Raw genomic sequence first — 14,690 nt, 5'->3', positions numbered from 1 at the left:
GCAGGTCCGTGTTTTTCGCGGCGATAGAGATCTGAATATGGTCAATCAAGTCTGTTTCACGACGCTGCAGTACGACGAGCCCTGGACACTGGAGAATTATCTCAAGGTCGGGGGCTACGAGGCGTTGCAGAAAATCCTGCGGGAAAAGACCCCGCCGGAAGAGGTCATCGAGCAGATCAAGGCCTCGGCGCTGCGTGGCCGCGGCGGCGCGGGATTTCCCACGGGGCTGAAGTGGAGCTTCATGCCGCGGAACGCGCCGGTGCAGAAATACATCGTCTGCAACTCGGACGAATCCGAGCCCGGAACCTGCAAGGATCGCGATATTCTGCGCTACAACCCGCATGTGCGCTGATCGAGGGCATGGCCATCGCCGGCTACTGCATTGGTGCCAGCAAGGGCTACAACTACATGCGCGGCGAGTTTCATCATGAGCCGTACGGGCGCTTCGAGACAGCCTTGAAGGAGGCCTGTGAGGCCGGCTACCTTGGTAGCAATATCCTGGGCTCGGGGTTTGATTTCGATCTTTATTCCCACATCGGCGCCGGTGCCTACATCTGCGGTGAGGAGACCGCGCTGCTGGAATCGCTGGAAGGCAAGAGGGCAGCCGCGCTTCAAGCCGCCGTTTCCGGCCAACTTCGGCCTCTACGGCCGGCCGACCACCATCAACAATACCGAGAGCCTGGCTTCGGTGCCGGCCATCGTGCGCAACGGCGCCGACTGGTTTCTGGGGCTGGCAAGCCCAACAATGGCGGCGAGAAGATCTTCAGTGTCTCCGGTCATGTGAACAGGCCGGGCAATTTCGAGGTACGGTTGGGCATCCCCTTCAACGACCTGCTGGAGATGGCAGGCGGCGTGCGCAGCGGCCACCAGCTGAAGGCCGTGATCCCGGGCGGTTCCTCCATGCCCGTGCTGCCGGCGGAGATCATCAGCGAATGCACCATGGATTATGACGCGCTGTCGCAGGCGGGTTCGGGCCTGGGCTCGGGCGGAGTGATCGTGATGGACGATTCCACCTGCATGGTCAAGGCGCTGCTGCGCATTGCGCGTTTCTACTATGCCGAGTCCTGCGGTCAGTGCACGCCGTGTCGCGAAGGTACCGGCTGGATGCACCGGGTGATCAAGCGCATCCATGAGGGCAAGGGTCGACCCGAGGACCTGGAACTGCTCGACGCTGCTGCCGGCCAGATCGAGGGCCGCACAATCTGTGCCTTCGGCGATGCCGCGGCCTGGCCGGTACAGAGCTTCCTCAGGCATTACCGCCATGAATTCGCTTACATGATCGAACACAAGCGGTCCATGGTGAACGATACCACGGGGGCGGCGGCATGAGCGCGACACCCGAGATTCCGCCCGAGGACGCCATCAGCATCGAGATCAATGGCCGGACCTACCCGGCCCGCAAGGGCCAGATGCTCATCGAGATCACCGACGAGCACGGCATCACGGTGCCGCGTTTCTGCTACCACAAGAAGCTGCCGATCGCGGCCAACTGCCGCATGTGCCTGGTGCAGGTGGATAAGGCGCCCAAGCCGTTGCCGGCCTGCGCCACGCCGGTCGCCGACGGCATGAAGATCTGGACCGATTCCGACTATGCCCGCGAGGCGCAGAAGTCGGTGATGGAGTTCCTGCTCATCAATCATCCCCTGGACTGTCCGATCTGCGACCAGGGCGGGGAGTGCGAGTTGCAGGACGGTCGCCCTGGGGTATGGCCGCAGCGTCTCACGATTCACCGAGAAGAAGCGCGTGGTCAAGGACGAGGACCTGGGTTCACTGATCTCCACCGATATGACCCGCTGCATCCACTGTACCCGGTGCGTGCGATTCCTGGATGTCATCGCCGGGTTCAAGGAGCTGGGCGGCGTGGGCCGCGGCGAGAACATGGCCATCCGTGCCTGCGTGGGCCAGGGTGTGAGTTCGGAGATGTCGGGCAATGTCATCGACATCTGCCCGGTGGGTGCGCTCACCTCCAAACCCTTCCGCTTCCGCGCCCGGGCCTGGGAACTGACTCAGCATGCCAGCGTGGCGCTGCACGACTGTGTCGGCTCGAACCTTTACCTGCATGCCCGGCGCGGCGAAGTGCTGCGGGTGGTACCGCGCGAGAACGAGGAGATCAACGAGGTCTGGCTGTCGGACCGCGACCGTTTCAGTTACGAAGGGCTCCACCCCGGGAGCGGCTTGGACAGCCGCATGTCAACGTTGACGGCCAGTCAGGAAACCTACTGGGAAACCGCGGCTGCAGAGCGGTCGCCGATTTCTTTACGGCGCGAGAACGTGCGCCGAACCAGCCGGCATGCTGTCTCGCCCACGGCTAGGTGGAAAGAGATGTACCTGCTCAGGTCGCTGGCCGAGCCCAGCCTGGACTGCCACAACATCGTCACCGTCTGCGCCCGAGCGGATTTCCGTTGACCCGGACCGCCTGCCCCCTGTTCCCTGGCTGGCGAAAGCTGCTGGCGGTATTGGAGCAGCAGAGCGCGGTTGCTTTGGTCGGTCCCAATCCGCAAGGAGCAGCCCATCATCGGGCACCGGCTGCGCAAGGCCTGTCTCACGGCCGCCAGAGTCATGGCAATAACCCGGTTCGACTAGATTTCAATTTCGATCTGAGGAAGGAAAAACTGATTCGTGCACCGGCGGCATGTTGGCCGAGCTGGCCCCCCCCCGGGCGTGTCTGCAGCCGCTACGCTCAAGCAGGAAGTCCGCACCTCGGAACTGACACGTGATTCGTCAGGCCAGCCACGGGGACGCCATCAGGCATGCGGTGCAGTTGATCGAGGCGCAGTCGGCCCACGGTTCATGGCGGTCTCAGTGCCGCGGCGCATCCGTCTGCCAATGCCCTGCGGGCCCTGGCCGGTTTCATCTGTGAAAATGAGCGGGCGCGACCCTGAGTTGCTCCCAGCATGGTGGAAACGGTTGCCGGGGCGGATGGCCGAGGGGCTGCCGATCGCGGCGCTTCACGGCAGCCGACGTGAATCCATAGGGTCGATGTCCGGCCACATGGAATCGCCGCGTCGGCCTTATGTGCTGTATGGTTGCGCTGCGGACTCGATTTCCGCCGAACGCATCCTGACCCGGCAGGCGCGTGGCCAGCCAGACGGTGGTGGCCTTCACGTCACATTTTCGGAGAGCCCTGCGCGAGTGCGCACGGTTCTGCTTCCCAGTCAGTCTTTCAGCGAGACCTCGGCACCTGGTGCATGTTGGAAGGCCGATGGCAGTAGCTTGCCGGCGCGGTGGCGCCGCGCGGACTTTGCCCGCCCGGGCTGGAAGATCGTCCGGGTGTCGGGCCAACCGCTGGGGCTGAGGACTTTCGATACATGTCCTCCGAGGAGGTGCGTGACGAGCTGCGCAGCCAGGCGGCGGACCGGCGTCCGCGCAATGACCGGACCCCGGGCGAGGTCGTGCTGGCGCCGGCAACGGAATGCCTGCAGCGTATCGGCGATGTGCCCATCTATGCCGTCGACGGCCGTGGGTGCGGCTGCGGCGCCCTTCCCTGCAGGCTGCAGCAGTACTGCGGGTGATGCCCGGTTACGCCTGCATCGGCCGCGGGGCGCGACTGGCTGCAACCTGCGGAATCGGCCCGTCAGGTTGCGGGTTGGGCCGGGTGCGGGCAGAGGCCGTGCTTGGCTGGTGCTGGATGCACGCGTGTGCCGGAGGGCGCGGCCTGGATCCCGGACGGCGCCCTGCGCCGCGGGATCTCGGCGCGAATTTTCCGGTACCGTTAAATTAAACTGACCTGGGTTAGATCGGGCCATGCTGGAAGCACCAAGGAAGTCAGCGGACTCCTGTTCTCATCGGCGGGGGGATCGTACGCCGCTGATGCTGTGTCGTGGGCCTACCTGACCTTCGTCCGAACGCCGGATTCACGGTGCATCCAGGTCCGCATTTCGGTCCCAACCGGGTCGGGCCGGGCGGCTGGCTGCGCCCATCGCCCGCTGGGTGAAGCTGTCTTTTCAAGGAGATCATCCTCCCCCCCCCGCCAAACCGCTCCGCTTTCCTGTTTTGTGATCGCGCCTATCTGTCCATCGGTCCGGCGCTGTCCGGCGGGGCTGGCCGCCGTGCGGTGATCCCTTCGATGACGGCATGGTGTGGCCGACGTGGATGCCGGGCTGCTCTACGTGCTGGCCCTGACCTCGGTGGGGGTCTATGGCGTGATCATCGCCGGCTGGGCATCGAACTCCCAGTACGCTTCCTCGGCGCGAGCGTTCGGCGGCCCAGAATGTGGGTCACGAGATCGCCATGGGCTTCGCCTGGTTCGGGGTGCTGATGGCCGGTGGCACGTCTCAACCTCAACGATATCGTGCTGGCCCAGAGCGGCAGCATTCATGCACTGGGTCTGGCTGACCTGCTGCCGATGTGTTCTGAATTATTTCACTCCGGCGTGGCCGAGACCACCCGGGCGCCTTCGACGTGGCCGAGGGCGAATCCGAGATCGTGGCGGGTTTCCACGTGGAATACTCCGGCATGGCCTTCGCCGTCTTCTTCCTGGCCGAATACGCCAACATGATCCTGATCTCGGCGCTGGCCGCGCTGCTGTTCATGGGCGGCTGGCTGTCACCCTTCCAGCCGCTGCCGGTGATCGGCGAACCGAGCATCATCTGGTTCCTGGCCAAGACGGCCGTGTTCCTGTTCTTCTTCCTGTGGTTCCGCGCCACCTTCCCCCGCTACCGCTATGATCAGATCATGCGTCTGGGCTGGAAGGTGTTCATCCCCCTGACCATCGTCTGGCTGCTGGTCGAGGGGGCGGCGATCATCGCCGGTGTCGGGCCCTGGTTCGACTGATATTATGGTGATCCTGATATGCAAGCCCTGAAACAGTACGTCAAGAGTCTGTTCCTGTGGGAGCTCCTCATGGGCCTGCGGCTGACCGGGCGCTACCTGTTCGCGCGCAAGATCACGGTCCAGTACCCGGAGGAGAAGACCCCGCAGTCACCGCGTTTCCGCGGCCTGCACGCCCTGCGCCGCTATCCCAACGGCGAGGAGCGTTGCATCGCCTGCAAGCTGTGCGAGGCGGTGTGCCCGGCCCTGGCCATCACCATCGAGGCCGCCCCGCGTGAGGACGGCACCCGCCGGACCACGCGCTATGACATCGATCTGTTCAAATGCATCTTCTGCGGCTTCTGCGAGGAGTCCTGCCCGGTGGATTCCATCGTCGAGACGCGGATCTTCGAATACCACTTCGAGAACCGCGGCGAACAGATCATGACCAAGGAGAAGTTGCTGGCCATCGGCGACAAGTACGAGGACCAGATCGCCGCTGACCGGACGGCGGATGCGATGTACCGGTAAAACGCCTGAAACCGCAAAGGCGAATAAGGCGCGCGAAGGAAACAATAAGGCAATAAATCAAATATGACATTCGAGAAGTTCATTTTTTACGTTTTCGCCGCGATTCTGGTGTTCGCGGCGGTGCGGGTGATCACGGTACGCAACCCGGTACACGCCGCGTTGCACCTGGTGCTGGCCTTCTTCACCACCGCCGGCCTGTGGCTGCTGCTGGAGGCGGAATTCCTTGCCATCACCCTGGTGCTGGTCTACGTGGGTGCCGTGATGGTGCTGTTCCTGTTCGTAATCATGATGCTGGACGTCAATGTCGCACCGCTCAAGGAGGGCTTCGCCCGCTATCTGCCCGTGGCGCTGCCGGTGGCGATCCTGATGCTGGTCGAGATGGTGTTGGTGGTCGGTTCGCATTACTTCAGCGACGAACGCATGCCGGCGCCGGAACGCCACGGAGCGGACTACAGCAATACCCGTGAGTTGGGCAGTGTGCTCTATACCGATTACGTGTATCCCTTCGAGATCGCCGCGGTGATTCTGCTGGTCGCCATCGTTGCCGCCATTTCCCTGACCCTGCGCCGGCGGCCGGATACCAAGTACCTGAACCCGGCCGATCAGGTCAAGGTGCGGCGCGAAGACCGGGTGCGGGTGATCAAGATGGATTCGGAATCCAGGGAATGACGATCGCAATAAGTACTGTGTTCAAGAACAAAACGACTTCATGCCTGTGCGGTTAAACGGTCTGGAATAAAATGATTGAACTGTCGGATTATCTGATACTCGGGGCAATTCTGTTCAGCCTGAGCGTGGCGGGGATCTTCCTGAACCGGAAGAACGTCATCATCCTGCTCATGGCCATCGAGCTGATGCTGCTGGCGGTGAACATGAATTTCGTCGCCTTCTCGCATTTCCTGGGCGATACGGCCGGGCAGGTGTTCGTGTTCTTCATTCTCACCGTGGCAGCCGCGGAGGCGGCCATCGGCCTGGCCATTCTGGTGGTACTGTTCCGCAACCGCCAGACCATCAATGTCGACGACCTCGACAGCATGAAGGGGTAGGGCATGGAACTCGTTTATCTCGCCATACCGCTCGCACCGCTCATCGGGGCCATCCTGGCCGGGCTGTTCGGCGGCCGGCTGGGCCGCGCCGGCGCCCACAGCGTGACCATCGCGGGCGTGGGAATCGCCTTCCTGCTCTCGCTGTTCGTGTTCAAGCATCATGTCATCGATGGCGCGGCCGTCTTCAACGGCAGCGTCTATACCTGGATGGTCTCCGACGGCATCCGTTTCGAGATCGGTTTCCTGGTCGATAATCTGACCGTGCTGATGATCAATGTTGTCACCTTTGTCTCGCTGATGGTGCACATCTATACCATCGGCTACATGGCCGACGATGCGCATAACTGGCCGCAGGAAAGCCTGGCCGGACGCAACAGCTACCAGCGTTTCTTCAGCTACATCGCCCTGTTCACCTTCGCCATGCTGATGCTGGTGATGTCCAACAACTTCCTGCAGTTGTTCTTCGGCTGGGAAGCGGTGGGCCTGGTCTCCTACCTGCTGATCGGCTTCTGGTCCACACGGCCGACGGCGATCTTCGCCAATCTCAAGGCCTTCCTGGTCAACCGGGTGGGGGATTTCGGCTTCCTGCTCGGCATCGCCGCTGTGCTCATGTACTTCAACAGCCTGGATTACTGGGACGTGTTCGCGGCCGCCCCGGCCATGGCGGATGTCAGTATCGAGATCTTCGACGGCCATGCCTGGTCCCTGATGTCGGTCATCTGCATCCTGCTGTTCATCGGCGCCATGGGCAAATCGGCCCAGGTACCGCTGCATGTGTGGCTGCCGGATTCGATGGAAGGCCCGACGCCCATTTCGGCCCTGATCCATGCGGCCACCATGGTCACGGCCGGTATCTTCATGGTCGCGCGCATGTCGCCGCTGTTCGAGCTGTCCGAAACCGCGCTCAGTTTCGTCCTGGTAATCGGCGCCATCACCGCCTTTTTCATGGGGCTACTGGGCCTGGTGCAGAACGACATCAAGCGGGTGGTAGCCTATTCCACCCTGTCTCAGCTGGGTTACATGACGGTCGCCCTAGGTGCCTCTGCCTACGCGGCCAGCATCTTCCACCTCATGACTCACGCCTTTTTCAAGGCCCTGCTGTTCCTGGCGGCCGGTTCGGTCATCATCGCCATGCATCATGACCAGGACATGCGCAACATGGGTGGACTGCGCAAGTACATGCCCATTACCTGGATTACCTCGCTGATCGGGTCGCTGGCGCTGATCGGCACGCCGTTCTTCTCCGGCTATTTCTCCAAGGACAGCATTATCGAGGCAGTGCACCTGTCGCAGATTCCCGGCTCGGGCTTCGCCTATGCCGCGGTGCTGGCCGGTGTGTTCATCACTGCCCTGTACAGCTTCCGCATGTACTTCCTGGTCTTCCACGGCAAACCGCGCATGGACGAGCATACCCGGGAGCATCTGCACGAGACGCCCTGGGTGGTGACCCTGCCGCTGGTACTGCTGGCCATTCCCTCGATATTCGCCGGCTACTGGATGGAGCCGATCCTGTTCGGTGAGTACTTCGACGGCGTGATCCAGGTGGCGCCCGCGCATGACGGCCTGGCGCAACTGGGTGGGCATTTCCACGGCACGGTGGCCTTTGCCCTGCATGCCTTTGTCAATCCGGCCTTCTATCTGGCCGTAGCCGGTGTGCTGACGGCCTGGTACATCTATATGGTGAACCCCGGACTTGCCGATCGGGCGCAACGCAGTTTTTCCGGAGTCCACCGGCTGCTGGTCAACAAATATTACGCCGATGATTTCAATCAGGCCGTGTTCGCTGGCGGGGCGCGCGGAATCGGTTATGCGCTGTGGAACCTGGGCGACCGTGTCATCATAGACGGGCTGATAGTCAATGGCAGCGCCCGGGTGGTGAGCTGGGTTGCCGCCTTCACGCGTCATGTCCAGACCGGTTACCTCTATCACTATGCCTTTGCCATGATCCTGGGTCTGCTTGCCCTGATCAGCTGGACGGTATTCATGCGCTGAGTGCCGGCCGCCGGCAGAAGAAGAATCAAGGAACCCTGAATGTTGTCAGAACTGCCACTACTGAGCCTGTTGATCTGGGTGCCCATCCTGGGCGGCATCGCCGTGCTCGCGGCCGGCGACCGCGAGCCCTGGGGCGCGCGCAGCCTGGCGCTGATCACCTCGCTGCTGACCTTTCTGCTCAGCATCCCGCTGTTCACCGGCTTTGACACCGGTACCGCGGCCATGCAGTTCGAGGAACTGACACCCTGGGTGGCAGCCTTTGATATCAATTATCACCTGGGCGTGGACGGCATCTCGGTGCCGCTGATCATTCTTACCACCTTCACCACCGTGCTGGTGGTGCTGGCCGGCTGGGAGGTCATCCGGAAACGGGTGGCCCAGTACATGGCCGCCTTCCTGATCATGGAAGGACTGATGATTGGTGTGTTCGCTGCCCTGGACGCGGTGCTGTTCTATGTGTTCTGGGAGGGCATGCTGATACCGATGTTCCTGATCATCGGCATCTGGGGCGGGCCGCGCCGGGTCTATGCCACCATCAAGTTCTTCCTCTACACCTTTTTCGGCTCGGTGTTCATGCTGGTCGCGTTGATCTACATGTACATCCAGTCCGGCAGCTTCGGCATCCTGGACTTCCATCTGCTTCCGCTTGGTATGACCGAGCAGATCCTGATCTTCATCGCCTTCCTGCTGGCCTTCGCAGTCAAGGTACCCATGTGGCCGGTGCACACCTGGCTGCCGGATGCGCATGTGGAAGCCCCGACCGGCGGCTCGGTGATCCTGGCGGCCATTATGCTCAAGATCGGCGGCTACGGCTTCCTGCGCTTCAGTCTGCCGATTACACCCGATGCCAGCCAGGAGTTGGACTGGCTGATCATTTCCCTGTCGCTGATTGCGGTGGTCTACATCGGCTTCGTCGCCATCGTGCAGCAGGACATGAAAAAGCTCATCGCCTATTCATCCATTGCGCATATGGGTTTCGCCACCCTGGGCTTTTTCCTGATTTTCGCCATTATCGAAAACACCGGCACGGCACAGGGTGCGCTGCTGGGCCTGGAGGGCGGCATGGTGCAGATGATTTCGCACGGCTTCATCTCCGGCGCCCTGTTTCTGTGTGTCGGAGTGTTGTATGACCGCATGCATTCACGCGAGATTTCCGACTATGGCGGCGTGGTCAATACCATGCCGATATTCGGCGCCTTCATGGTGCTCTTCGCCATGGCCAATTCCGGCCTGCCCGGCACCTCAGGCTTCATCGGCGAATTCATGGTGATACTGGCAAGCTTCAAGGCAAATTTCTGGTATGCCTTCCTGGCGGCGACCACCCTGATGCTGGGCGCCGCCTACAGTCTGTGGCTGGTCAAGCGGGTGGTGTTCGGCGAGGTGGGTAATAAGCAGGTCGCACAGTTGCAGGACGTGAATCGGCGTGAGTTTCTGATCCTGGGCGTGCTGGCCGCCGCGGTGCTGCTGCTGGGTCTGTGGCCGGCGCCGCTGGTGGATCTGATGCATGCCACGCTGGAGAATCTTCTGGCGCACGTGTTGGTATCCAAACTTTGAAAATGCCAATCGCGAGACACACTACGCACACAAGTGCGATGAGTTTTCCGCCTTGTGGCCTTCGTGTCGCAGGCGGTGGATCGGGTATTCAAAATGAATGTTGAAATGATGGGTTTGCAACTGCTGTTGCCGGAGATCTTCGTCCTGACGATGGCCTGCATCGTTCTGGTGCTGGATCTCTTTCTCCACGACCGCAACCGGGTGGTGACCTACGGTCTGTCGCAGCTGACCCTGTTCGGCGCACTGGCGCTGGTGATTGCGCTGGCGGACGGGGACTCGCACACCGCCATGTTCGGGACCTATGTCGCCGATCCCATGGCGTCGCTGGCCAAGGCCTTCGTCATGCTGGTGGTGTTCGCCGTGTTCCTGTATTCCAAGGACTATCTGCGTCAGAGGGATCTGTTCAAGGGCGAGTATTACGTCCTCGGGCTGTTCGGCGTGCTTGGCATGATGGTAATGATCTCGGCCCACAGTTACCTCACCCTGTACCTCGGTCTGGAACTGCTGTCGCTGTCGCTCTACGCCATGGTCGCCTTCCACCGGGATTCCGGTGTGGCCTCCGAGGCGGCCATGAAATATTTCGTCCTCGGGGCGCTGGCTTCGGGCATGCTGCTCTACGGCATGTCGTTGATCTACGGTATTACCGGCAGCCTGAACATCGCCGAGGTGGCGGCCAGCATCGGCGCCATGGCCGAACTGGAGCTGGCGCTGATCTTCGCGCTTTCCTTCGTGGTGCTGGGGCTGGCCTTCAAGCTGGGCGCGGTACCTTTCCACATGTGGATCCCGGATGTCTATCACGGTGCGCCGACCTGTGTGACCCTGTTCATCGGCAGTGCACCCAAGATCGCCGCCTTCGCCATGGCGATGCGGCTGCTGGCCGAATCGCTGGGCGGGGTACAGGCCGACTGGGGCGGGATGCTGGCCATCCTGGCTGTGCTGTCGCTGGCCGTGGGTAATGTCATCGCCATTGCCCAGGCCAATCTCAAGCGCATGCTGGCCTACTCGACCATCTCGCATGTCGGTTTCCTGCTTCTGGGTATTCTCTCCGGTACGGTGGAGGGCTATGCCTCGGCGCTGTTCTATGCCATCACCTACGCCATCATGGCGGCGGCAGCCTTCGGCATGATAATCCTGCTCAGCCGTACCGGCTTCGAGGCCGATACCCTGGAGGATTTCAAGGGCCTGAACGCCCGCAGCCCCTGGCACGCCTTCCTGATGCTGCTGGTGATGTTCTCCATGGCCGGGGTGCCGCCGACCGTGGGCTTCTATGCCAAGCTGGCCGTGATCCAGGCCGTGGTCGGCGTCGACCTTCTGTGGCTGGCACTGGTTGCGGTGTTTTTCTCCATCATCGGGGCCTTCTATTACCTGCGGGTTGTCAAACTGATGTATTTCGACGAACCCCTGGACAGCCAGCCACTGGAGTACGGGACGGACATGCATGTGGCCATCAGCGTCAACGGGCTGGCCATACTCCTGCTGGGGTTGTTCCCCGGTGCCCTGATGAGCGCCTGCATGGCCGCGATGGGGCTGTGAGCGGCGGGGTCTGCCGCAGGGGGGCTTTTTCCAGTAGAATGAGGCCCGCGTTGAACCCCATTGCCGAGTTCCCATGTCTGATATCCATTTTTCCTGGCTTCTTGTCCTGGTCGCCTTCCTGGCGGCGAACCTGCCCTGGCTGACAGAACGCCGTTTTTTTCTGCTGCCGGCCGGTGAGCAGGGCAAGCCGGCGTGGTTCTGCCTGCTGGAATGGCTGGTACTGTATTTCGTGGCCGGGGGGATCGCTCTGGGACTGGAGCAGAAGAGTACCGGCGGTATCCATGCCCAGGACTGGGAGTTCTATGTGGTGACCCTGTGCCTGTTTATGGTGTTTGCCCTGCCGGGCTTTATCTACCGCTATGATCTGAAGGCCCATCTGGAAAAGGCCAGGCGCAGGCGCCGCTAGCCGCTGGATCGAACGGGCTTGCAAAAGCCTGAACAGCTCTTTAGAATGCGTGCTCTCAGTTGCGGGGTGGAGCAGTCTGGCAGCTCGTCGGGCTCATAACCCGAAGGTCGCAGGTTCAAATCCTGCCCCCGCTACCAAACGTATAAGCGATCCCGTCTCGACCTCGGCATAAAAGCCGTCCCCGTCGGCCACGATCCTGACCTCTCCCAGCATGTCAGCCACGGCCTGGCGGGCCTCAGGCGGGGCGTCCTTCATTTCTTCCGGCAGTAGATCCAGGGCCTCCCTATAGCGGTCGATCAGACCGGGGATGATATCAGGCAGGCGCTCCTGGTCGGGCAGCTGGTCCAGCTCACGGCGCACCTGGTCTCTTTCTGCCTCAGCCGTCTGCAGCCGCGCCAGCAGGGCCTGAGAGCCGCCGCTGGCCGCCACGGCATCCACCAGCCGGGCAATCTCCTGGTCCAGCCCCTCAAGCCGCTCACGCAGGGGCAGGCTGGGGTCTGTGGCGTTCATTTCCCGCACCACGGCCCGGACCTCAGTCTGCAGGGCCTTGATGGCGTCCGGGGATAGCAGCTGCTCCCTGATGATCCCCAGCAGGGTCTGGTCGGTGTCCTTCCTCGGCACAGCCAGGCTGGAGTCGCATACTGCGGGCCCGCGATACAGGTGGTGGGAACAGGCGTAACGGTAGTGATCCCGGGCGACCATGGGGGCGCCGCACTGGCCGCAGCGAATCAGACCGGAAAGCAGGGAGCGGGGCGGTCGTTGGCCCTTGCGGGTGGATGCCTGGCGGGCATGGGCGGCATGCCACAGATCGTCCGTGATGATCCGCAGTTCGGGCAGCTCCTGAGCCTGCCATTCCTCCCTCGGGCGATCGATGCGCTTGCGCGGCCCGCCGCCAGGCGGTCGGACCCAGCGTGTGCGGTTCCACAGGTACCGCCCCAAGTACATCTCATTGTTCAGGATGCCGGTTCCTTTCTTCGGGTGACCGTAGATGGCGCTGGCTGCCCAGGTGGATCCGCGAGGGGAGGGCAGCCCTTCTTCGTTGAACAGGGCGGCAATCCGCCGCGGCGACCAGCCAGCGGCTCGCAACTCGAAGATCCGGCGCACAACATCGGCCCGCTGCTCGTCGATCACCAGCAGCTTGCCGCCTTCAACCGCCTCGGTGCGGTACCCGTAGGGCACGCCGCCGGCACAGAGCCCGCGGGCGACGCGCCCGGACAGTCCACGGTGAGTGCGCCAGGCGGTCTCCTTGCGGGCCCGGGCGTTCATGGCGCCCTGGACAGCCAGGAGAAGATCGAAGCCGTCCCGGCTGGTGTCGATACCGTCCCGGACACCGATCACGCGAATGCCGGCGAACTCAAGTTCCTCGACGCAGCGCCACTGTTCGGACTGCGAGCGCCAGAGCCGGGAGACCTCCTCAACCAGGATGACCTGCACATGGCCGTCCCGGGCGGCGGTAAGCAGCTGCTGATAACCAGCCCTGTCCACGACAGCCCCGGAAATTGCCCTGTCATCATAGGTGGCCGCCACAGTCAGGCCCTCGGCTGCAGCCCGCTCGTGGCATACGCGGATCTGATCCTCGATGCTGCTGGCCTGCTGGCGATCGGTGGAGTACCTGGCGTAAATGGCGGCCGTCAACGTCTGTGCTCCTCTTTCTTCTTCTCCTGACCCTGGCGCTCATTCTGCCGCTCCCGGGCGTACTGGTCCACCAGACGACGCGCGAGCAGTCGAATCAGCGGGTTAGGGGTTGCTGTCGTCATGAGTATCAGAATCGTTCACGCTATGGCCAGTGGCCTATAAATGAAAACGCCGCCCAGCGGGCGGCGAGTTTGCATCATTTCCTGTGCTGATCAGATCGAGTTGCAGCTGCTCATCTCGGAGACCGAATCGGTCCCGACCCCGAGATCAGAAAACCATCCTGTGAAATAAAAAAGCCGCCCAGTGGGCGGCGGAATACGTGAGGTGTCTCAGTTACCAGGGCGAATCATCATCGCTGATGGCTGTCCAGATAGAGCGGCTCATGGAAGAGCGCGCCGGCAACAAACATTTCGGCCAGACGCAACCGATCGCGAAAGGCTCTCTCACTACACTTGAGATTCTGCGCGGCAATCGTGGTTGGTGATTGATTGAAATATATCTCCACGATAAACGGATAAAGATCGGGATAACGGCGGCGAAGATTGCAGATGATTTCTTCAACGGATTCAGCCTGCTCGTTGACCCCTTCATCGTGCAGGGCGTTTCTGGCTTCCCCTCCGGCATCCGCCATGAACGACGCATGCCGGGAGTAGCCCAAGCCGACCCCTTTCAGGTTCCGCTGCCACTCGCCCCATTCCATCAGGCGTTGCCGCACAGTCTCGTTCGAGTCCTTATCCGCGTTGTTTTTTTCCGCTGGCATAGAAACAACCCTTACTGGCGAATCTCAGTAACTGATGACCCTTCAGACGCCTCAAGTGTTCGAGCTTCAGAAATTCTCGCCACAGCCCTTACCGCGCCTTTCATCTCGTTTAACTCCGAACGCTGCAGGATGTCTCTAGTGTCGACCTCGAGCAGGTATGCGGCATTAACAAGATCTCCGAGGGTAGACACAAGCCAGGTTACATTGATCGCCTCACTCTGCTCGAGGTTATTGATGGAGGAGCGCGCCATCAATGCTCCAACGCCTTTCAGGCTGCCGATCAATCCCTCCATGGCATTACTGGCGCAGTTATTCAGTTTTTCCGCCCGCTCTCGCTGCTCCTGGGTCAGTGTGCCACCATCCTCGAGATGGAGCATCGTGTCTGCTGTAAGGAGAGAACCTCTGCAGTCAGAAATAATGGCAGTAAACTCGCGGTCTGTGATGTTGTCGGTCATGACGATCTCCCATTGGATAGACGGTAGGG

Annotated in this window: 11 protein-coding genes, 1 tRNA gene and 3 pseudogenes; 12 read left to right on the top strand and 3 right to left on the bottom strand. The window is 61.7% G+C overall.

Going from position 1 to position 14,690, the window contains the following annotated elements; translation table 11 throughout:
• The first annotated feature begins 37 nt into the window (after positions 1-37).
• From nuoF to D6C00_RS01050, 12 genes and pseudogenes are all read left to right on the top strand, one after another.
• A pseudogene (nuoF, locus tag D6C00_RS01105) lies at positions 38-1,329 on the top strand (NADH-quinone oxidoreductase subunit NuoF).
• Positions 1,326-2,568, top strand: a pseudogene (gene nuoG / locus D6C00_RS16830) (NADH-quinone oxidoreductase subunit NuoG); the annotation flags it as partial. The pseudogenes nuoF and nuoG, both read left to right, overlap by 4 nt.
• Positions 2,569-3,308: 740 nt before the next feature.
• Entirely contained in the window at positions 3,309-3,512 is a 204-nt protein-coding gene (locus D6C00_RS01095) for a hypothetical protein (protein WP_125179928.1), read from the top strand.
• 368 nt (positions 3,513-3,880) lie between these two features.
• A pseudogene (locus D6C00_RS01090) lies at positions 3,881-4,773 on the top strand (complex I subunit 1/NuoH family protein); the annotation flags it as partial.
• Positions 4,774-4,791: 18 nt separating this feature from the next.
• Positions 4,792-5,280 (top strand): NADH-quinone oxidoreductase subunit NuoI, encoded by a 489-nt coding sequence (gene nuoI, locus D6C00_RS01085; protein WP_125179927.1) that lies wholly within the window; start codon positions 4,792-4,794, stop codon positions 5,278-5,280.
• Between the two features lie 63 nt (positions 5,281-5,343).
• The gene (locus tag D6C00_RS01080; RefSeq protein WP_125179926.1) at positions 5,344-5,949 is read left to right on the top strand and encodes an NADH-quinone oxidoreductase subunit J; all 606 of its coding nucleotides are present in this window, start codon (positions 5,344-5,346) and stop codon (positions 5,947-5,949) included.
• 71 nt (positions 5,950-6,020) lie between these two features.
• Positions 6,021-6,326, top strand: coding sequence for an NADH-quinone oxidoreductase subunit NuoK (nuoK, locus tag D6C00_RS01075; protein WP_125179925.1), 306 nt, complete (start codon positions 6,021-6,023; stop codon positions 6,324-6,326).
• Positions 6,327-6,329: 3 nt separating this feature from the next.
• The gene (gene nuoL, locus D6C00_RS01070) at positions 6,330-8,318 is read left to right on the top strand and encodes an NADH-quinone oxidoreductase subunit L (RefSeq protein WP_125179924.1); all 1,989 of its coding nucleotides are present in this window, start codon (positions 6,330-6,332) and stop codon (positions 8,316-8,318) included.
• A gap of 39 nt (positions 8,319-8,357) precedes the next feature.
• Entirely contained in the window at positions 8,358-9,872 is a 1,515-nt protein-coding gene (locus D6C00_RS01065; RefSeq protein ID WP_125179923.1) for an NADH-quinone oxidoreductase subunit M, read from the top strand.
• 93 nt (positions 9,873-9,965) lie between these two features.
• Positions 9,966-11,405 carry an NADH-quinone oxidoreductase subunit NuoN gene (gene nuoN / locus D6C00_RS01060; protein WP_125179922.1) on the top strand — a complete coding sequence of 480 codons (1,440 nt, stop codon included), beginning with the start codon at positions 9,966-9,968 and terminating at the stop codon, positions 11,403-11,405.
• A 73-nt stretch (positions 11,406-11,478) separates the two neighbouring features.
• Entirely contained in the window at positions 11,479-11,811 is a 333-nt protein-coding gene (locus tag D6C00_RS01055; RefSeq protein ID WP_125179921.1) for a DUF2818 family protein, read from the top strand.
• A 60-nt stretch (positions 11,812-11,871) separates the two neighbouring features.
• Positions 11,872-11,948 (top strand) — tRNA-Met (locus tag D6C00_RS01050).
• On the opposite strand, the gene D6C00_RS16670 is transcribed toward D6C00_RS01050, so the two are convergent.
• The 3 genes from D6C00_RS16670 to D6C00_RS01030 all read right to left on the bottom strand — a co-directional run bounded on the left by D6C00_RS16670 (position 11,905) and on the right by D6C00_RS01030 (position 14,661).
• A complete protein-coding gene (locus tag D6C00_RS16670; protein ID WP_399361188.1) occupies positions 11,905-13,446 on the bottom strand; it encodes a recombinase family protein in 1,542 nt (513 codons plus the stop codon). The genes D6C00_RS01050 and D6C00_RS16670 overlap by 44 nt on opposite strands.
• Positions 13,447-13,795: 349 nt before the next feature.
• Positions 13,796-14,206, bottom strand: a complete 411-nt coding sequence (locus tag D6C00_RS01035) for an antiterminator Q family protein (protein WP_125179920.1) — start codon at positions 14,204-14,206, stop codon at positions 13,796-13,798.
• A gap of 11 nt (positions 14,207-14,217) precedes the next feature.
• Complete coding sequence (locus D6C00_RS01030; protein WP_125179919.1) at positions 14,218-14,661, bottom strand: hypothetical protein; 444 nt, start codon at positions 14,659-14,661, stop codon at positions 14,218-14,220.
• Positions 14,662-14,690 lie beyond the last annotated feature (29 nt).

This window comes from Thiohalobacter thiocyanaticus (genome assembly GCF_003932505.1).
GTDB classification, from domain to species: Bacteria; Pseudomonadota; Gammaproteobacteria; order Thiohalobacterales; family Thiohalobacteraceae; genus Thiohalobacter; species Thiohalobacter thiocyanaticus.
The sequence above is the reverse complement of the archived record's forward strand: the minus strand, read 5'-3'. Positions and strand labels throughout refer to the sequence as shown.